The organism is Halalkalibacter urbisdiaboli, assembly GCF_002156385.1.
In the GTDB taxonomy this organism is placed as follows: Bacteria; Bacillota; Bacilli; order Bacillales; family Bacillaceae_D; genus Halalkalibacter_A; species Halalkalibacter_A urbisdiaboli.
This window is the reverse complement of the sequence record NZ_MVJM01000001.1, coordinates 754,704-774,713: the sequence shown is the minus strand read 5'-3', so window position 1 is coordinate 774,713 and position 20,010 is coordinate 754,704. Positions and strand designations below refer to the sequence as shown.

The window sequence follows — 20,010 nt, the reverse complement described above, 5'->3', positions numbered from 1 at the left end:
TATGCTTCACTCTGTAGGTTTTAAACTAAAAGCTCTTTTTCTATCTACTCTGTTAATAATATTTTTGGTTGGTTGTAATCAGGAGAATTCAGAAAAAATACATAATGAACCAGAGTCATTAGTAGAAAGGGAGTTAGATATAGAGGAACCTAGACAGGTAAATGAGATTAAAAATCAAAAAGATTTATCTTCATTTGTTGAAATTGGTAGTCCGATTATCCCTACAACGCTAGAAGAAGTACTAGATTTTCCAGGAGGAAGCTTTTCTGGAGAAAGATTTGATAAAAACAATGAACCTTTAATTAAGGAATTAAAACAATTACCAACCCTTGATGAAAATTCGAGTGATGAAGAAGTTGAACAATACTTATATAATCTTCTGTTACTTTATGCAGAAGATTACCCAGATCCAACGGCATTAGTGAATCGATGGGAACAACTCTCTTTTGGTTCACCCGAAGTGGAAGACCCACGCTATGAAGTGAAAGAAAATTTCAATGTTGAAATCATCTTAGACTCAAGTGGCAGTATGAAGGAAGAAATAGATGGAAGACAAAAGCTAGATGTTGCGAAAGAAGCGATTAAGGAGTTCATGAAACAGTTGCCTGAAGAGGCCAATGTCGCACTTCGTGTTTACGGTCATATTGGTGAAAGCGAAGAGGTTTCCTGTAAGCGAGCCGATCGAGTGTATGATTTACAGCCTTATCATGAAGCCGATTTTACAGAAACACTAGAAGAGTTTTATCCGAATGGCTGGACACCAATCGCCTATGCGCTTGAGCAAACGAAAAAGGATTTTGCGGAATTAAAAGGTGAGAACAACACGAATGTAATTTATCTAGTGAGTGATGGAATCGAAACGTGTAACGGCGACCCTGTTCAAGTGGCAAAAGAACTTGGAGAGTCTGAAATCACGCCAATCGTGAACGTCATAGGATTTGATGTACCAAGCGATGAGCAGCAACAACTGAAGGATATGGCAAAAGCAGCAAAAGGAGTGTACGCATCAGCTAAAAGCCAAGAACAGTTAAAGGAAGAGCTTAACCGGACGAATGAGATGGCTTTAAAATGGAGTGAATGGAGAAATAAATCACAATTATCAATAACCCATACGAAAAATATACAGAGCTTGGAATTACATGATGAGTATAATCTTTGGAAAAAAAAGAAGACCCTTGAAGCACAAAATATTTTTTTTACAGTCACATACTTATCACAAAATACTGATAAACTACCGTCTGAAGTTCAAAAGAAACTGAAAAGAATAATGGATGAAAGAGAGCGAGCAATTGAGGTTATTGGAGAAAAGGTTTATAAGAAACTCCAGGAAGATAACGAAAAAAGTTTCAGTCAGCTACGTGAAGAGATCGATAACCTTTTTAATGCGAATGTCGAAAACAATTAAATAAGTTTATTTTAATAGAATAGGAGAGAGCATGGTTAAATTTTGGTTTGTTCAATATTTTATTTATTTAGTTGTATTAGGAGCGATAATTGGATGCTCAAAGGAAAATACAGATGCAATAAATGAGGAACAGGTGATATTACAGGATAGAGATTTAGAAGTAGAGGAAGTTGATGAAATAGATGAAACTGAGGAAGTTGCCTCAACAGTAGCCTTAGCTAGTATAGAGAAGAACCTTATTCCCTCATCTTTAGAAGAAGTACTAGAATTCCCAGTCGGCCCGTTTGCAGGACTAGAATTTGACGAAGAAGATGAACAGGTCATTGAGGCGTTAAAGCAATTACCTGTCCTTGATGAAGATGCGAGTGATGAGGAAATTGAACAATACTTATATAACCTCCTACTTCTTTTTGCTGAGGATTACCCAGATCCAACGGCATTAGTGAACCGATGGGAACAACTCTCTTTTGGTTCACCCGAAGTGGAGGATCCTCGTTATGAAGTGAAAGAAAATTTCAATGTTGAAATCATCTTAGACTCAAGTGGCAGTATGAAGGAAGAAATAGGTGGAAGACAAAAGCTAGATGTTGCGAAAGAAGCGATTAAGGAGTTCATGAAACAGTTGCCTGAAGAGGCCAATGTCGCACTTCGTGTTTACGGTCATATTGGTGAAAGCGAAGAGGTTTCCTGTAAGCGAGCTGATAGAGTCTATGATTTACAGCCTTATCATGAAGCCGATTTTACAGAAACATTAGAAGAGTTTTATCCGAATGGCTGGACACCAATCGCCTATGCGCTTGAGCAAACGAAAAAGGATTTTGCGGAATTAAAGGGTGAGAACAACACGAATGTGATTTATCTAGTGAGTGATGGAATCGAAACGTGTAATGGTGATCCAGTTCAAGTAGCGAAGGAGCTTGGAGAATCAGAAATCATGCCGATCGTAAACGTCATAGGATTTGATGTACCAAGCGATGAGCAGCAACAACTGAAGGATATGGCAAAAGCAGCAGAAGGGGTGTACGCATCAGCTGAGAATCAAGAACAGTTAAAGGAAGAGCTTAACCGGACGAATGAGATGGCGAAATTATGGAGGGATTGGAAAACAAATGCTATAAAGACGACATTAAAAACTGTCCATGAACAAAAGGGGGAAATATTCGATGAAAAATATAATTGGAAAGGGAAAGTAATTCAGGAAGGGAACAATGTCATTTTTTGCGCAAAATACTTGTGGTTGGAAGAAGAGAAATTAACATTAGACCATAAACTTTATATGACTGAAATTATAAATGATAGGAAAGAATCGCTACATAATATAGGAAATTCTATTTATGACGGGTTAAGAGACAGTAATAGAGAAACATATGAAAGCATGCGTGAAGAAATCGAAAACATGTACGAGAAACAAGTTCAAAACTAATGGGATAAAAAGTCAGCTTTGTTGCTCAATGCATAACTAAACATTGAGAGGAGAAGAAAGTGAATGAAAGGTAGGCAAATTCGTTCTGCGGTTGCTTTATTTTTAGCCACGTTTTTTATCATTATTAATTTTCTTGCACCGATTACAGTTATTGCTGCATCTCCGTGGTCTGGTAATTCATGGGAAGGTCAATCGTGGCAAGGAAACTCATGGCAAGGAACACCTTGGGAAGGACATTCATGGACTGGGACACCGTGGCAAGGTGAGTCATGGTCAGGTAGTCAGTGGTCAAGTGAATCATGGCAAGGAAACCAGTGGAATGGGAATCGGTTTTCAAGTGAATCATGGCAAGGGAATCAATGGAATAATCCCAATTGGCAGGGAAGTCCATGGATGAATCAACCTAGCTTAGGTCAATCTTGGGATGGAAACACATTTAATGGAAATGGCTGGGATAATTCATTTTGGCAAGGAAACCCCTGGAATGGAAACTATGCACAAGGAAATCCGTGGAATCAAAACAGTGGGAATGGCACCCCTTGGCAAGGAATTGCAGGTACGGGCTCAGCTTTTACAGCAAATGAATTTACGCCTCCCTTTGCGGATGCAGGCTACTTTGAATTAAGTGCACCGAATAATCTTTATGACTGGCAAAAGTTTCTCGGCAAAGACATCTTAACTGGGGTTATAAGTGTTGTTGATAGTGATAACTATACACATGGTCAAATTGGACGTAGCATTCTTTATTCGTCTATGAAGCTAGTGACAGGTCAAAATAACGATGCAGTAAAAGGTACGTTTGATGTCATATCGACAGGGAAAAATTTAGCTGAAGGTACTAGACGTGCGAATGAGTTGATGAATTATTTAAAACCAGAACTACTTCAAAGAGGAGCAGTATTTTCAAGAAGTGCAGCGGAAGCTACAACGCAAGTGGGAACTGCTTTTAAAGCTGTAAGTCGATTAGGAGCCGCGGGGGCCGCGATAGGAACAGTCTTTTCAGCTGTTGACACAATAAATAATTTCAGAGAAGGGAAAACACTAGAAACAATAGGGAGTTTTGGAGATACATTAATGGGGGCCGGGACAGTGGCATTAGCCATTCCTGGTGGTCAGGCAATTGGTGCAGGATTAGTTGCTACAGGTGCCCTGTTGTCAGCAGGAGCAGGGGCAGTGAAGCTCTGGAGAAATAGAAAGAAAATCATAAATGATGGGAAGAAGATTATCAATTCTGCTGTTAAAACCTATGATACAGTTAGAAAAGGTGTAGGTACAATGTTTAACAAAGTGACCTCTTTTTTTGGAGGATAGTGTTAGAGTGACCTGAATCTTGAAGATTGACTAAGAAATTAAGTTTATGTTCATTTATCCACTTCTAAATTTAAATGGAGGAAATCCATGTTAGATAAGACAATAATAAAGTATAAGAAACTTTTCGAAAAATATGAAATAGTCCCCTATTCAATAGAAGTAAATGGTGAGAATTATAAATTTGTGCAGTATTTTCGTTTTAATAGTCCGACAGGTACATTGGCATTAAATGAAAATGGAGAAATAATTGGTTTCAATATAGCTAAAAAAGTAGCTACATACTTTTTACGTTATAACAGTAGCATGTTAAATTCAGCAAGGTTAGATATTATGAGAGCAAAAGAATTAGAGTTACCAAATGAGACAGTAAGGACTTTAAGAAATCTAAGAACTTTAAGTAGAGTAGATGAAGAAATTATAAATGATATTGATGCCATAATTAATGCTTATAGCATTCATATCGAAGGGCAAGAACTATTGAATAAAATCGGTAATGAATACGACTACTTAGATATTCAAATAGTTAGAAAGACAAATCTTTTAACAGAAAAGGATGTTTTAGAAGCAGATAAATTAGAAAATAAATTTGCAGCTATTGTATACAAACAGGCCTTATACATGGATGAAACAACTAAAAATAGAGAAAGACTTTTAAATTGGATCCAAACTATAAAGAAAAAATTATTATTAAGTGATTTGCCAAACATTCAAGAGTCTGAGAGATTATTGAGGTATTCTCAAAAAAAGGTTGTTTTATCTACATTGAGAGAATCTATTAAAAACTTTGAAAAAGATGTGCCAATTTTAAATAAGACTAATTTAGAAGAGAGAGTAGAAGAATTTATTCAAAAGAGGACGGAAAAAAAAGCTAGACTTCTTCAAGATGTAATAAGAACAGTTCGAAATCCTGAGTAGGATAAATTTGTAAATCCTGGGATTAGAGTAAATTAAAAATAGCAGAAAAATAATAGAAAGAATCACTAACTGGTGTAGCGTAAAAATTCTTGGAACAATTACGTTATCAATCTATTTGCCAAAAACGAGCAGTAAGAAAAGATTATTTAAATCAACAGTTCCTAAATAGGAGGGAAGTTACATGATTCCCAAATTAAAGGTTTTAATAAAACAAAACCAACGTGGTTCAGCTACGATTGAATTTATCGGAATGGTGCCCTTTGTGTTTATGATGTTACTTGTTGTGTGGCAGTTTTTTGTGGCTGGTTTTGCGGTGTTTTCGATTCAAACGGCTGCTAATGAAGCGGCTAAGGTATATGCTGCTACAAATGACAGTTCAAAAGCAGAGATTGCTGCACAGGAGATTTTAGCCGCTAACGCAAATCTTTACACACCGAGTGGGAATTATTCGACGATTTCTACGTTAGGAAGTAGTGCTTTTACTTCAAGAATAGACGTCCAGCTGAAAATATTGTTTCTACCTGATGAAATTCTTGGATACAATGCCACCATTCCGATTCAACGAGAAGTGAAAGGACGACGTTTAGAATGAAGGTGATTCACTCCGAAGAAGGCAATATTTCACTTGTCGTCATTGCCTCAATGGGGGCAATGATTGTCATGTTTTTAATTATATTTAGTATGGCGAACGCGTTTCTAGTAAAGGGAAAGGCAACGAATAGTGCGGAGCAAGCAAGTATTACGGCTACAGCAGAGATGTATCGAGCTATTAAAGAAGCGATTGCGGAATATGATGCGCAATTAACGTTAGATGATGTGTTGGCAGAAACGTTGCAAGAAAAGATAGATAGACATAAACAGTCGATTGTTAGGCCAATTTCCGATTCGGAGAAAGAACGAATAGCTATGAACGAAGTGTTGTCATCCGAATTAAGAGTTTATAATATTCAACTTCAAATGATATTACGTAATAAAATGTCAAGTGCTGTCCAAAATGCGACTGATGCGGCGAAACGCGTGATATTAGCAAATGGTGGAGAAACGAATGGTGGGAAATTGATTTTCTTTAATTCAGATTACCGGATTGAAGTCCATGCTTCGGCGAGGTTCGAATCGTTTATTTTCGATTCATTATTAGAGGAGAGTCAACGAAATATGATGGACGAAGGATTTGGTCCTGCACTTTCTTTCGTAGAATACTTAACTTGGTTAGAGCAAGAACGATATTTTTAAGGGAAGGAGTGAAAAAATGAATATTCTCTCACAATCGATTCGATTGTATACACAAAATATTGCAAAGCTGTTGGTTCTTTGCTTTACTGTGATTTTGCCCTTTTTAATTCTTCACTTATTTTTAACAAACTATGTTTATACCTTTGCCCAGTTTTATCCGACATCGTTTCCAGCCGATGTCACGAATGCCTTTTTAATGGTATTTTTCTTTTTAATTGTACAGATACCCTTTATCGAATTTTTTAATAGTGAGTTAGAAGGAGAAGAGTACGGGTTAAAGAGAGCCTTTCTTGCTTTTTTTGAGCGAGGATTCGCCTTTTATGGATTTGCTATACTTTTCACAGCTTTCTTTTTACTTGGTCTTGGTTTATTGGTTATACCAGGTGTGATTCTTTTCGTGCTTTTATTTTCTGTTCCCTATTTATCTATTATCCAGAACAAACCGATTCGTAAGACGATATCAACTGCAATTCTTATCGGAAAAAAACGTTTTTTTCGTTTCTTTTTGATTATTTTTGTATTAGGGTTGATTGAAATTGTGATTGGATTTGCAACTTCCTACGGTATTATGGGAATTACAAATAGTTATTTAGCGATCACTGGAACGTCAATCTTATTAAATCTTCTTTTTGTCCCTTTTTACATTGCCCTCTTAACGACAAGTATTAAAAAATGGTCAGATGAATTGCTCATCTAACATAAAAATCAGGTTAACACGGTAGAACGAGCCGATGTTAACCTGATTTTTTTACTTAATGATTCGAAATATGAGTGGAATGCGGTATTTTTCTCCCTCATAAGCTTTGATGGCAGCTATAATTGTAAAGATGAGTGCAGCGATCCCGATAACTGGTAAAAGTAAGAATCCAATGAGTAAAAGCATGAGGATACTAGCACCAATCCCGTAAACAGAATACGAGATGAAAAAGTTAAGGTATTCCTTGCCATGATAATCGACAAGCTCGGATTCATCCTTTTTTAATAGCCAAATGATAAGTGGACCGATGAGTGCTGTGAAAAAACTAAGGACATAAATGAGCATGGCATACATTCGTTCATCTTTTTGTTCCATGGATACACCTCCTTCTATAATGGTATGTCATTATTTTACATGAAATGTTAAATTACTCCTATGCAGAATTTAATCTGATGTTCACAGATTTTATACAGGAGAATTCTCATTTATAGAGAAGCAATTATAGATGGATCGCACTATACTTTGTTAAGAACACTACATACAAAGGAGCTACAAGTATGACAGAACGGTTAAAAATAGAAGGGGTAACGGGTGGCTATCACCCGAAAAGACCTGTTCTACATGATGTTGATTTCTCTGTTCAGGAATCAGAAATTGTTGCCTTAATTGGTCTGAATGGCGCGGGAAAAAGTACAACGATTAAACATATTTTAGGCTTGCTTGAGCCACAGAAGGGAAGGATTACGATAAACGGGAAATCATTTCAAGATGATTCCGTGGAGTATCGTAAGTCGTATACGTACATACCTGAAATGCCGATTTTATACGATGAACTGACATTATGGGAGCATTTGGAATTAACTGCACTAGCTTACGGTATGGAACAAGTAGTATTTGAAGAGCGGGCTGAACGTTTATTAAAAGAGTTTAAAATGGTGAAAATGAAAAAATGGTTTCCGAGTCATTTTTCAAAAGGAATGCGTCAGAAAGTGATGATTATGAGTGCGTTTCTTGTTGAACCTTCTGTCTATATCGTGGATGAACCGATTGTTGGGCTCGACCCTTTAGGCATTCAGTCTTTTTTAAATTTCATCTCAGATATGAAAAAACGCGGTGCGGCTGTTTTAATGTCCACTCATATTTTGGCAACTGCTGAACGATATTGTGATCGGTTTGTGATTTTGCATCAAGGAAAGGTCGTTTTGTCGGGAACATTAGTTGAAATGCGAGAAGCCCTTAACATGCCTACCGCTACGCTTGATGACATCTATATTGAAATGACAAGGGACGAGAGCGTATGAAGGATGGAATGATGCTTTGGCGTGAGAGAGTAAGTTCTTATTGGAATGAAGCGATCCGTTACTTGCGGTTAATTTTTAATAGTGGTTTTTTATTCACGATTTATGTGTTAATTATCATTGGTAGTTATTATTATAGTCAGATGCTCGATTGGTTACCAGAGACCTTCCCAGCAGTGTGGGTGTTTACCATTGTGTTTACATGGTTATTGACACGTAGTCGGGTTCGGACTTTTGTGAAACATGCCGACCTTGTGTTTCTTCTCCCTTATGAAGCAAAGCTAACTTCATATTTTCGAGCATCCCTTTTGTATTCATTTCTTCTACAGGTTAGTGTGCTCTCGGTCGTCATGATTGTTCTAGGCCCATTATTTTTTCTGAGAATCGGGGAGGATTTTTGGTTTACGCTTGCTTTACTGTTTATTGTTAAAGCTTGGAATGTCATAACGAGTTGGAATGAGCAACGATTACCAAGTGAAGAAGAGCGTCGTGGACACCTATTATTACGTGGTATGGTTAATGGCGTGTTTTGTTATCTTCTTTTTACAGGTGCGGGGTTTGGATATGTCGCTGCGTTGTTTGGTATTATGGCAGGACTGTTGTTTTTATACTATCGTCCTTTAGCACGAAGACGGTCATTAAAATGGGAGCACTTAATTAATGTCGAACAGCAAATGGTCATGTTCTTTTATCGAATTGCGAATGCATTTACCGATGTTCCGCAATTAAAGCGACAAATTCGTGAGCGTCGTTATTTAAACGGACTATTACCAATCCTCGGTGATAAGCAGCAATCGATTTTTCATTATTTATTTGCTCGTTCCTTTCTTCGCTCAAATGATTATTTTGGGATTTATTTGCGACTAGTGTTTGTTTGTGCCCTTCTCTTATATGTTTTGCCTACTGGGTGGCTTCAGCTTATTGTTTTGATTTTATTCATGCATATGGTGATGATGCAATTATCTACGCTATGGTATCACTATGATGTGATGATGTGGGTTGATTTGTACCCTATTGATTCACTTTCAAAAAAAGGGGCGTTAACCTTTCTATCTTTGCGATTGCTACTTCTTATGCTTGGCGTACAGGTCATCGTTCTTCTTTTTGTTTCCTCTTTACAAATTGCAGGTATCTCTATCGTCCTTGGAGGAGTGTTTGGTTATTTTGGAAGTACGACCCTCATCCATCGGCGTAAAAAGGTGTAATGGAACGGAATGTTAGAACATGTAATGAAAGGGAAGATGCATGTAGGAGGGAATGGATACTAATGGATGAAACGGTAGTGTTGGAGGAACTTGAACGTTGGAAGCGTAAGATGAGGAAAAGACAATCTTTGACGGGGCGATACGCAAAGAAATGGCAAACAAAGATGAATACGTATGTCCCAGAAAAGATTCATTCAATCGTAACAACGAGTATTAAGCATATGGTTCACGCAACTCTCGTTGGTTCAGAATATACATCGAAGAAAGAGCCTGTCACAGGTCTGAGCTTTGTTGAGCGCGAAGAAAATGTTAGGCAATTGATAAAACGATACAAAAGGACTGCCGCTTTAGAAGGAGCGGGAACTGGGGCTGGAGGCTTTCTGCTTGGGGTAGCCGATTTTCCTTTGCTTTTAAGCATAAAAATGAAATTTCTATTTGATACTGCTTCCCAATATGGCTTTGATGTCCGTGATTATCGTGAGCGTTTGTTTGTATTATTGTTATTTCAACTCGCCTTTACAAGTGAGGAAAAACGCTTAGAACTGTTAGAACGATTGGAAAACTGGGAGCGTGAACGGGAGCTTCTTCCGGATAAAGAGGCATACTTAGCTGATGTTGATTGGCGAAGCTTCCAAATCAATTATCGTGATTATATTGATTTGCCGAAAATGCTTCAGCTCATACCGGGTTTTGGGGCAATCGTAGGTGCGACGGCAAATTACCGGTTTCTTGACCTTCTAGGGGAAACAGCTATGAATGGTTATCGAATAAGATGGTTTGAGTCCAAAAAACGTTCATAAACTAGGTGGACAGCTTTAGCTATATGGGACTTCTTTGGGAGGACTCCCTTTACGATTGGAATCACCTTAGCGGTCGTAATGTGATGGTTATGACGAAAACAGTACATCCACCAGCCGTCGCAACTGTTATTGTTGCAATTAATACGCAGGCTGGGTGGAGCGCCCTGTTATGAGAAAACCACTCATAGCGAGGCCACTGAAAAACCTTCTTAAGTAACTCAAAGAAGAAGTAATGGCTTCGCACGTTGCAAGCCTTGCTACGAAAAAACCACTCGTAGCAAGGCTTGCAAAATCGGGCAACGGCTACGCACATTACGTAAAGGACACTGAAAAAAGGGAAACCCACCCTTTTTCAGTGCCCTCGCTGGGTGGGGGTTTTTACTCACGATCATAATTTGTGTAACACTACTAGTTCTTCTATCTGTTTTTTATAATAATCTGTTTAAAGAATCGAAAGTATCCTTTGTATTGGACATAATAAAAGCCCCTTTACTTAAAAGTAAAAGGGGCTTTTTTAATAAGGTACGAGATAGCTATAGTTTCTATCGTTTGTGAACTATAAAGTAAAGGTTTAGAAATTTCTTTAAAGTCCAAACGGAATAAAGCGGGCAAGATAAGCAGAGATGACACTAAACTGACCTGTGAAAAGTAAGATGCCAAGTGCAACCATTATTCCGCCACTCACCTTTTGGATTTTAGGAAGCCATTTATTAATACGGCGCATTTTATGAAGGGACCTTGACCAAAGAAGGGCAACACCAATAAAAGGAAGTCCAAGACCGATTGAATAAATCAATAGCATATACATTCCGGTCCACATAGTCTCTGATTGACTCGCCAAAATTAAAATCGAGGACAAAACGAGTCCGATACATGGGGACCATCCTGTCCCAAATAAAAAGCCTAGTAAAACTGAGTTTGCAAAGCTTGCTGTCTTTTTCGGTTTTTTTGAAAATTTCCTTTCACTTAGTAGCATCCGTATTGAAATAATTCCCATCATTTGTAGCCCGAAAACAGTAATAATAATCCCGCCAATTTGTTCAAAGAGTTGACGATGACTCCAAAAAAGCTGACCAATAAAGGTCGATGATGCCCCGAGTAAAAGAAATATTGAGGTAAAACCACAGATGAATCCAATACTTCTCGAAAGAATAAGTTTACGTTCAGCAGCGACTATGTTTCCATCAATGGTTGCTCCGGTTAATTGCGCTAAATAAGCTGGGACAAGTGGAAATATGCACGGAGATAAGAACGAAACAACTCCTGCCAAAAAGGCTAACCAAATTGTAACCTCTCCCAAGTTCAGCACCTCCATTCGATTAGGTAATTTCTTTCTCTATTAGAATTTAATAATGTTTTGGACAATATAGCTTATTCTAACATGCTGATTTTATTATAGCGAATTGCGGGAAGGAAGAAGGCTGTAAGTGGAAAAATTCACGGAAAGGACAAAGGTCTGAATTCAAAATCAGTCTTGAGGCTGAGAAAAAACCATACTCAAGCGAGTCGGCAAAAGTGGACCAGTCTTTTACAATAAAGTTAGTTCAAAAAGGAGGTAAGATACATGAAACGAACAGGGAAAGCAGTAGGAGGTTTTCTCCTTATCTTAATAGGAGCCAGCTTAGTTTTAAGCTTACTGGGGATTCATTTAGGTGGATTGCTAGGGGTGATTTTAGGGATTGCCTTAGTTTATTGGGGTTATAACATTTACCAAGAAAGGGGGCGATGGTCGTTTTCTAGTGTTGCTCTGATTGCATTGGGCGCAATCATCCTATTTGGTGGACTTGGAGGAATTATGAGTCTGCTAATTGGTATTGGGTTAGTCTATGGTGGTTATCGCTTACTTAAACCTAGTGAAGAGGAAGATGAAACAAAGTTTGAGCTAGATGATTATGATGTTCAGTCAAACTCAACCTATGATTCAATTGACGAAGAAATTGCACGCTTAGTAAATAAATAAGTGGAGGAATGTAAAATGGCGATTACAAGAATTAAACGTTTAGTAGAGGCAACAATTCATGAAGGACTTGAACAATTAGAAGAGCCAGTCATGATGGTAAAGCAATATATGCGTGATATGAAGAAAGAAATTGAAAAAATTGAAAAAGAAATCCTGAAACAGGAGCAACTACATCACAAATTGTTAGCAGATCAGAAGCTTGCAACTGAATTGATGGAACGACGTGAGAAGCAAGCAGTGATCGCTGTTGAAGCTGGAGAAGAGGATTTAGCAAGAAGAGCACTAGTAAGCAAGAAACAAGCTTTTGAACAAATTCAACGTTATGAAGGACTTCTGCAAACGAGTGAGGAGCAATTAAAGAAATATCGTGTATATCTAGAACAGCTACAAGAAAAGTACGTACGCTTACGAGATAAAATCGAATTATTATTACGTGTTCAAGCGAGTAAGGCAAGTGAACAAATGAAAAAAGTGAATCTTAATAACATCAGCCGTTCCATTGAAGAGGGATTTGAGAGGGTGGAAGACCGTGTCGCTGAAATGGAGCTACGTACCCGTGCACATTCACATGAAATAACAACGACAAAAGAGATTGAGGATGAACTTGAAGCGATAAAGAATAATAGAACTCAAACAGGCATAAAGGAAAAAAGCGAGGTTTAATTCCCTCGCTTCCTCTTATTTAGCGAGGATAGTTTAGGCGATATTTGAACGTGAGAAAGGTTATTTAATATCTTGCCATTCATTATATTTCCTATATATTAGAAAGTATGTGAATGTAAGGGGAGATGAAGATGAAAAAAGTAATTGGTTTCTTTTTTGTTATACTTGGGGTATTACTGATTGTGTCTACAACTCCTACCTTTTTTTCGAATGAAAAAGAGGCTGCCGGACAGCAGGAAGTCGCTGAGGAGATGAAAGGTCTTGAAACAATTACTCTATCAAGTGGGTCGTCGGATTGGGTGATTGAAACGTACGAAGGAAATGAAGTTACTGCGTTTATAGATGATAATAAAAAATCACTCCAATTTAAAAGGAGTGGAAGTCATTTGTCAATTGATGTAAAGGAAAAAAGGTTAAATTGGCTCTCCTTTCAATTATTTTCTAAAGGAACCTCTGTCACGTTAAAAATTCCGAAAGAATACGAGCAAAAACTTGAACTAAAGACGATATCAGGGGACGTTTTACTTAATGAGAATTTACACATACAAGAGTTAGTATTAAAAACGGTATCAGGAGATATAAAGAGTCAATTGTTAACGGTATCTGAGTTAAACATTGTGACAACATCAGGTGATTTAATAACAGAAGAGGTGATTAGCGAGCAAACAACATTAAAGACCGTATCCGGTGATATAAAAGTTTCATCGATGGTTGGAGAGTTGGATGCTAACACCGTATCAGGGGATATGTTCATAGAGTTTGCTCATGAAAATGAGGAAGTAACTCTTAACACCACATCGGGCGATATTCTGATGGTTATTCCGAATGGGAATGCCACGCTAACACTAAACACAACATCAGGAGATTTTCTTGTAGAGCCTGCCTTAAGTGAACAGTCAAACCAGAAACGTGAATTATCTGGTAAAATAGGTGAAGGTAAATATAAAGTAAACGTAAAATCTATTTCAGGTGATATTATCATTCGAGGAGCTTAAACAGAAGGGAGGACGAAAAGGGTGTCTAAAAAAACACTTTTCGGTATCATCATTGTCATTATTGGTGTAAATATTTTTTGGAACTCGATATTTCCATCATCCGGCTCACTTATTGCACCGATTATCTTTTTCGTTCTCGGTCTCTTTTTCTATCAGAGACAAAGAAAGCTATTAGCAACCATTTTCTTTATATTAAGTGCAAGTATTTTTTTTGACCAAACCTTAGGTGTAAACCTTGTCTCTCTTTTAGTCGGGATTGTCTTTCTCTATTATGGGTTGAAATTAATGAAGGATAAGAAAAAAGCAAAGAAGAAGGAGACTCGTCAAGAAAACCATCAGGTTAAGCAGGAGGATAAGAAAGAAAGAGATGAGACAAAACATGTAACGAAAAACAAGCCAGAGGTAGCGATTACGGATGTCACACCGAATCAAGGTGAGAATGATGTTGCTGATAAGGAACAAGAGTTCACTCAACAAAAACGCCATGAAGAGAGGATTTTTTCAACACCGTCTATTCGACGAAGTTTAATCGGAGATATTCATTATACGAGAGAGCAGTTTGAACTCCGTGATATGACAATTTGGAACGGTTTAGGCGATGTTCGGCTTGATGTATCAAAGGCAATTATTCCTGAAGGTGAAACAGTTGTCATTATTCAAGGGCTGATTGGCCAGATCGATGTTTATGTCCCAGATGATTTAGCGATTTCCGTTCAAGCTAGTTCCATGATTGGTGAAATATCGCTATTTCATGAAAAGCATAGCGGTTTAAATCAACAGCTAAATGTCTCTTCTCAAGACTATAAGCAAGCTCCACGTCGAGTGAAATTTATACTTTCGACCGTGATTGGGGAAGTGAAGGTGAGAGCTGTATGAAAAAGCGGATGGCCCGTTTACAATGGCAGTTTATTCGTCATAGCTTTTTTATAACGATGATCACCTCTATTTTAATTTTGTTTTTGATGACGTACGATAACCCCCGCGGGTTACTGCTTGTTTATGACAATGAACTTGTGGGGATTCCCGTTATTATATGGATCATTCTTTTTATTTTGTTAACGGGTTTTACAGGAGGATATATTCAAGCTGATCCGATAAAAAAACGAATTGATCAACTCTTACATGGGGCGGTACGTTATGAGCGTGGGACATTTTCGCATCGCGTAGCGCTTGATGGGGAGGATGAGCTTGCAGAATTAGCGGAGCGAATGAATCAAATGGCTGCTCATATTGAAGAGCAAGTGGCTTCATTACAGCGGCTCTCCTCTGAAAGGGCGATGATGCAAGAGACAGTCAAAAAGGCAGCGGTCACAGAGGAGAGGCAGCGATTAGCGCGTGATCTTCATGATGCTGTTAGCCAGCAACTATTTGCGATTTCGATGATGACAGCTGCGATTAAGCAAGGTTTTGTCAATGCAGATGAGACATCGAAGCAGCAAATGGAGCTAGTTGAACAAATGGCTAATACGGCTCAAGCAGAAATGAGAGCCTTACTTCTTCATTTACGTCCTGCTCATTTAGAAGGAAAAAGCCTCCGAGAAGGTGTTCGGAATTTATTTGAAGAGCTTGAACAAAAGCAAAACATTAATATCGTTTGTGAGATGGATCCAGATACATCGATTCCTAAAGGGATAGAAGACCAGCTCTTCCGTCTAATTCAGGAAGCGATTTCTAACATTTTACGACATGCTAAGGCAACTCACGTAGAATTTCAATTGAAGCAAACAAGACAAGAAATTAAAGTGAAAATTATTGATAATGGGATAGGGTTTCATTCTGATACAATCAAGCACGGCTCATATGGTATGCAAACGATGAGGGAGCGAGTAAATGAAGTTGGTGGAGTGCTACAAGTGGTGTCTGTCCCGAGTAAAGGAACACAAATTGAGGCAAAGGTGCCAATTGCTTGGCAAGGGGAGGAAATGGAATGATTAAGGTGCTTCTCGTTGATGATCATGAAATGGTACGAATGGGTTTAAGCGCATTTCTATCGACTCAATCGGATATGGATGTTGTGGGGCAAGCCGCAAATGGCGAAGAAGGAGTAAAGCTAGCATTAGAAACAAAGCCAGATGTGATTCTTATGGATTTAGTAATGGAAAAGATGGATGGAATAACCGCTACTTCAGAAATTACGAAGCAAATGGCTGATGTGAAAATTATTGTGTTAACGAGCTTTATTGATGACGAGAAGGTGTATCCAGTTATTGAAGCGGGTGCATTTAGCTACTTATTGAAAACATCTCCAGCCTCAGAGATTGCTAAGGCGATTCGTTCTGCTGCAAAAGGTGAGTCGGTTGTTGAAGCACAAGTTACGAATAAAATGATGCAAAAAATGCGAACATCGAAGGACAAAGAACCACATAATGATTTAACACCTCGTGAACTTGATGTATTGCAATTAATAGGTGATGGAAAAAGTAATCAAGAAATCGCCGATGCGTTATATATTGGAATAAAAACGGTTAAAACACATGTAAGTAATATTTTACAAAAACTTGATTTAGATGATAGAACGCAAATTGCAATATACGCACACCGACATGGTTTAGCGAAATAAAACATGCTAAAGATAAAAAACTTTAGCATGTTTTTATTTTTTTTTAAACCATTTACAAAATGAGGAAGCAGATCTATAATAACTGTATTAACACAAATAATACAGATAACACAGATGAGGAGGGATGAAATGTTTGAATTAGATTTGCGTAGTCGAAAACCGATCTATGAGCAGCTAATGGAAAAAATTAAAGAAGCGATTATTACAGAAGTCCTTAAACCGGACGAAAAGCTGCCTTCTGTTCGCTCTTTATCAAACGACTTAACAATTAATCCGAATACAATCCAAAAATCATATCGTGAATTGGAGAGACAGGGGTATGTCTACTCTTCTAATAGAAAGGGGTATTTTGTGGCACCTATTGAATTAATGTCGAATGAGGAAAAAATCGTAAAAGAACTGAAACCTCAGTTTATACAATTAATCCAGGAAGCAATTTATCTAGGTTTGACGAAAGAAGAGCTTCTTCAGTGGTTTGAGGAGGCAAAGGATGGTGGGGGAGAATGATAAAAGTAGAAGGGTTAAGGAAGTCTTTTGAAAAAGAGTTTGCCGTTGATTACGTAGACTTACATGTTCAAAAAGGAACCATATATGGATTACTAGGGTCAAATGGTGCGGGTAAAACCTCACTTATGAAAACATTAGCTGGTATTTACAGACCAGACGATGGAAGAGTCTTAATTGCAGGTGAACCTGTTTATGAGAATGTTTCGATAAAGGGGCAGCTTGTCTTTATTCCTGATGCTCTCTATTTTTTACCACAATCAACGGTTCGCCAGATGGCAGATTATTATCAACACTTTTATCCTTCGTGGAACGAAGAAAGGTATAACACGTTAAAGCAAGTATTTCAAATTGACCCGAAACGTAAGATTCATAGACTCTCGAAAGGAATGCAACGCCAAGTAGCATTTTGGTTAGCTTTAAGTTGTATGCCGAATGTGCTAATTCTTGATGAACCAATTGATGGGTTAGATCCTGTTATGCGTCAAAAAATCAAAAATTTATTATTTCAAGATGTAGCTGAACGAGAAATGACGATTTTGATTTCTTCCCATAACCTTAGAGAAATAGAAGATATTTGTGATCATATCGGGATTATGCATGATGGGAAATTAATTATTGAGAAAGAGTTGGACGATTTAAAATCAGATACTCATAAGATTCAGGTAGCATTTCGGAATACAACGGATGTTGAACAGTTAAAGAGCCAGCTACATGTTTTACATAGTGAACAGCGTGGCAGTGTCTCTGTTTTTATTGTAAAAGGTCAGCAAGATGAAATTGAAGCAAAGGTAAGATTATATAAACCGGTTATTTTTGATAGCTTGCCCCTGACCTTAGAAGAAATTTTTATTTATGAGATGGGGGGAATTGGCTATGCCATCGAAAACATCCTTATTTAACCTAGGAATCATTAAGCAGGATTTTAAGCAGCATGGCTGGATAGGTATTATCTTTTTAATAGGTCTCCTATTCTCTCTTCCTCTTCAAATGCTACGAATGGAGGAAGAAGGAATCAAATATCGATATGCACATATCGAAAATCTATTTATGATTGAATGGGAAATTCAAGTCCTCTTTATTATTGGTACACCTATCATTGCGGGAATTTTTCTGTTTCGTTATATGCAGCAAAAGTCATCTGCAGATTTGAGTCATAGTTTGCCTATTCGGAGAGGTCCCTTATATGTTAATCATCTTTTTAGTGGGTTTGTTATGCTCCTTTTCCCAGTTTGGTTAACTGCACTCATTACCGCGATTGTTATGAATGTCGCGCCAGTTGGAAGTTTACTAACACAGGAGGATGTATGGAGTTGGGTCCTAATTGTTAGTTTGTTTACGGTTTTTATTTTCGTCTTTTCAACTTTTGTTGGGATGCTAACGGGCGTCTCTGTCGCTCAAGGTATTCTAACTTTTATTTTCTTAATATTACCGGCAGGTTTCCTTGTCTTGATTAATCAGCATCTAAAGATTTTCTTATATGGTTATTCAGAGCAACATTTTATTTATGATGGTGCAACGACATGGTCACCTCTACTTCATCTTGCCGAAATACAGAGAAATCCTTTAACAGGAATGGATGTAGTTCTTTATCTAGTATTTTTAGTAGTGTTTGTAGTTTTGGGTTATGTGCTTTATCGATTTAGACATATTGAAATGGCTACCCAGACGATTACCTTTCAACCGTTAAGACCTGTATTTAAGTATGGTGTGACTTTTTGTGCGATGTTAGTAGCGGGTTCTTATTTCTCAATGAATAATCATATTGGTTGGATTGTATTTGGTTATATTACCGGATCGATATTAGGTTACTTCGTTGCTGATATGATTTTAAAGAAAACATGGAGAATCTTCTCATTACGTTCTTTAGTTGAATATGGGAGCTTTGCTGTTGTTGTAGTTATTCTATGTGTAGCTGTCAAAATGGATATAGTAGGGTTTGAAACGAGAGTGCCAGAACTTGAAAAGATAGAAAGTGTGTATTATGGGGAACATTTCTATGAATTACGAGAAGCAGAAAAAAGGGGGGAATCGGTGTTTATAGATGACCCTGAATTGGTGGAAAACGTTAGAACGTTACATGAGTCAATCGTAACGAATAGACCATCAACGCCCAGTCCGAATAACCCTAATTTTTATAGTAATGTTATTGCCTACAAGCTGAAAAATGGAGGCACTCTTATTCGAGAGTACTTAGTAGAAAAGGATATGATTAAAGAGGAACTTGCCACTATAATTGAATCTGATTATTACAAGAACAAGCATTTTCATTTAGAACAGCTTGACATGGAAATGGACCAGTTAACGATCTCATCTAACCAAATTGAGCGACGCGTCGTGATTACTGATAAAGAGGAAATTGAAGAGCTACAGCAGCTTTTAAAAGAAGAGCTTCGAGCTATGAGCTACGATGACATAATGGATCAAACTGCTGATTGGGCTACCTTCTATTTCTTACCTGCTAATGTCGAGAATATTGCAAGCCAACACGGGATGTATAATGAAGAAGTTCGGGCCTACTCTTTAGAAAAATCATTTAATCTGGTGAATAACTGGTTAGATGAGAAGGGTTATACCGAGGAAATTCTAATTTTACCGGAAGATATTGAATCTGTTACGTTTGCTCATATTTCTGAAGGAAACGAGCTATGGTTACATCCGAGTCAAGTCTTTAATCCAGATAGACATTCTCCAGTAAAAGATGAGCAAAAGATTGAGGTCAAGGACAAGGAAATTGTTGAACTAGCTTTAAATCACTACAGTTCCTACAGTTTTGGGCAGTACTATGTACTGTTTAAAACTGTACATGGTGAGGAGTTTTACGGTGTCTTTCCAAAAGGGAAAACACCAGAGGAAATTAGTTCATTATTTTAAGGTTGAATCATATTAAGAGTATTGTATAGGGTTAAACCCTACTACAATACTCTTTTTTTTGAAGATAAAAAGGTGAAGTTCTGTTGATTACGTAACTAATTCATAATATAGACGTAAATAGGAATGGAGCTGTCGAATACCCTCGAGAGAATGAGGTTTTTGGTTTT

22 protein-coding genes are annotated in these 20,010 nt (G+C 37.7%); 20 read left to right on the top strand and 2 right to left on the bottom strand.

The window, feature by feature from the left end; genetic code table 11:
• Position 1: 1 nt before the first annotated feature.
• The 7 genes from B1R93_RS03995 to B1R93_RS03965 all read left to right on the top strand — a co-directional run bounded on the left by B1R93_RS03995 (position 2) and on the right by B1R93_RS03965 (position 6,984).
• A complete protein-coding gene (locus B1R93_RS03995) occupies positions 2-1,405 on the top strand; it encodes a VWA domain-containing protein (RefSeq protein WP_088102670.1) in 1,404 nt (467 codons plus the stop codon).
• Between the two features lie 31 nt (positions 1,406-1,436).
• Positions 1,437-2,828, top strand: a complete 1,392-nt coding sequence (locus B1R93_RS03990) for a vWA domain-containing protein (RefSeq protein WP_088102669.1) — start codon at positions 1,437-1,439, stop codon at positions 2,826-2,828.
• A 63-nt stretch (positions 2,829-2,891) separates the two neighbouring features.
• A complete protein-coding gene (locus B1R93_RS03985) occupies positions 2,892-4,139 on the top strand; it encodes a hypothetical protein (RefSeq protein WP_088102668.1) in 1,248 nt (415 codons plus the stop codon).
• A gap of 87 nt (positions 4,140-4,226) precedes the next feature.
• A complete protein-coding gene (locus tag B1R93_RS03980) occupies positions 4,227-5,054 on the top strand; it encodes a hypothetical protein (RefSeq protein WP_088102667.1) in 828 nt (275 codons plus the stop codon).
• 181 nt (positions 5,055-5,235) lie between these two features.
• A complete protein-coding gene (locus tag B1R93_RS03975) occupies positions 5,236-5,646 on the top strand; it encodes a TadE/TadG family type IV pilus assembly protein (protein ID WP_088102666.1) in 411 nt (136 codons plus the stop codon).
• Entirely contained in the window at positions 5,643-6,287 is a 645-nt protein-coding gene (locus B1R93_RS03970) for a pilus assembly protein TadG-related protein (RefSeq protein ID WP_088102665.1), read from the top strand. The genes B1R93_RS03975 and B1R93_RS03970 overlap by 4 nt, the downstream gene beginning before the upstream one ends.
• A gap of 16 nt (positions 6,288-6,303) precedes the next feature.
• The gene (locus B1R93_RS03965) at positions 6,304-6,984 is read left to right on the top strand and encodes a hypothetical protein (protein WP_088102664.1); all 681 of its coding nucleotides are present in this window, start codon (positions 6,304-6,306) and stop codon (positions 6,982-6,984) included.
• Between the two features lie 51 nt (positions 6,985-7,035).
• On the opposite strand, the gene B1R93_RS03960 is transcribed toward B1R93_RS03965, so the two are convergent.
• Positions 7,036-7,359: a DUF4870 domain-containing protein gene (locus B1R93_RS03960; protein WP_088102663.1), complete on the bottom strand. Its 324-nt coding sequence runs from the start codon at positions 7,357-7,359 to the stop codon at positions 7,036-7,038.
• A 182-nt stretch (positions 7,360-7,541) separates the two neighbouring features.
• On the opposite strand from B1R93_RS03960, the gene B1R93_RS03955 reads away from it, so the two are divergent.
• From B1R93_RS03955 to B1R93_RS22650, 4 genes are all read left to right on the top strand, one after another.
• Positions 7,542-8,285 (top strand): ABC transporter ATP-binding protein, encoded by a 744-nt coding sequence (locus B1R93_RS03955; protein ID WP_088102662.1) that lies wholly within the window; start codon positions 7,542-7,544, stop codon positions 8,283-8,285.
• Positions 8,282-9,487 carry an ABC transporter permease gene (locus tag B1R93_RS03950; protein ID WP_088102661.1) on the top strand — a complete coding sequence of 402 codons (1,206 nt, stop codon included), beginning with the start codon at positions 8,282-8,284 and terminating at the stop codon, positions 9,485-9,487. Before B1R93_RS03955 ends, B1R93_RS03950 begins: the two co-directional genes overlap by 4 nt.
• A 62-nt stretch (positions 9,488-9,549) precedes the next feature.
• Positions 9,550-10,287 (top strand): EcsC family protein, encoded by a 738-nt coding sequence (locus B1R93_RS03945; protein WP_088102660.1) that lies wholly within the window; start codon positions 9,550-9,552, stop codon positions 10,285-10,287.
• A 23-nt stretch (positions 10,288-10,310) separates the two neighbouring features.
• On the top strand, positions 10,311-10,460 hold the full coding sequence (locus tag B1R93_RS22650; RefSeq protein ID WP_165763719.1) for an HPP family protein: 150 nt from the start codon (positions 10,311-10,313) through the stop codon (positions 10,458-10,460).
• A 410-nt stretch (positions 10,461-10,870) separates the two neighbouring features.
• On the opposite strand, the gene B1R93_RS03940 is transcribed toward B1R93_RS22650, so the two are convergent.
• Positions 10,871-11,587: a cytochrome c biogenesis CcdA family protein gene (locus B1R93_RS03940; RefSeq protein ID WP_088102659.1), complete on the bottom strand. Its 717-nt coding sequence runs from the start codon at positions 11,585-11,587 to the stop codon at positions 10,871-10,873.
• Between the two features lie 264 nt (positions 11,588-11,851).
• Here B1R93_RS03940 and B1R93_RS03935 point away from each other — a divergent pair, with 264 nt between their 5' ends.
• The 9 genes from B1R93_RS03935 (at position 11,852) to B1R93_RS03895 (ending at position 19,843) form a co-directional block, all read left to right on the top strand.
• On the top strand, positions 11,852-12,247 hold the full coding sequence (locus tag B1R93_RS03935) for a LiaF transmembrane domain-containing protein (RefSeq protein WP_088102658.1): 396 nt from the start codon (positions 11,852-11,854) through the stop codon (positions 12,245-12,247).
• Positions 12,248-12,262: 15 nt separating this feature from the next.
• Positions 12,263-12,910 (top strand): PspA/IM30 family protein, encoded by a 648-nt coding sequence (locus B1R93_RS03930; RefSeq protein ID WP_088102657.1) that lies wholly within the window; start codon positions 12,263-12,265, stop codon positions 12,908-12,910.
• A gap of 131 nt (positions 12,911-13,041) precedes the next feature.
• On the top strand, positions 13,042-13,905 hold the full coding sequence (locus B1R93_RS03925; RefSeq protein WP_165763718.1) for a DUF4097 domain-containing protein: 864 nt from the start codon (positions 13,042-13,044) through the stop codon (positions 13,903-13,905).
• Between the two features lie 21 nt (positions 13,906-13,926).
• Positions 13,927-14,781 carry a cell wall-active antibiotics response protein LiaF gene (gene liaF, locus B1R93_RS03920; RefSeq protein ID WP_088102655.1) on the top strand — a complete coding sequence of 285 codons (855 nt, stop codon included), beginning with the start codon at positions 13,927-13,929 and terminating at the stop codon, positions 14,779-14,781.
• Entirely contained in the window at positions 14,778-15,836 is a 1,059-nt protein-coding gene (locus B1R93_RS03915) for a HAMP domain-containing sensor histidine kinase (protein WP_088102654.1), read from the top strand. The genes liaF and B1R93_RS03915 overlap by 4 nt, the downstream gene beginning before the upstream one ends.
• On the top strand, positions 15,833-16,465 hold the full coding sequence (locus B1R93_RS03910) for a response regulator transcription factor (RefSeq protein ID WP_088102653.1): 633 nt from the start codon (positions 15,833-15,835) through the stop codon (positions 16,463-16,465). The genes B1R93_RS03915 and B1R93_RS03910 overlap by 4 nt, the downstream gene beginning before the upstream one ends.
• Positions 16,466-16,594: 129 nt before the next feature.
• Complete coding sequence (locus B1R93_RS03905) at positions 16,595-16,972, top strand: GntR family transcriptional regulator (protein ID WP_088102652.1); 378 nt, start codon at positions 16,595-16,597, stop codon at positions 16,970-16,972.
• Positions 16,969-17,871 carry an ABC transporter ATP-binding protein gene (locus B1R93_RS03900; protein WP_088102651.1) on the top strand — a complete coding sequence of 301 codons (903 nt, stop codon included), beginning with the start codon at positions 16,969-16,971 and terminating at the stop codon, positions 17,869-17,871. Before B1R93_RS03905 ends, B1R93_RS03900 begins: the two co-directional genes overlap by 4 nt.
• Entirely contained in the window at positions 17,846-19,843 is a 1,998-nt protein-coding gene (locus tag B1R93_RS03895) for a DUF6449 domain-containing protein (protein ID WP_088102650.1), read from the top strand. The genes B1R93_RS03900 and B1R93_RS03895 overlap by 26 nt, the downstream gene beginning before the upstream one ends.
• Positions 19,844-20,010: the final 167 nt, after the last annotated feature.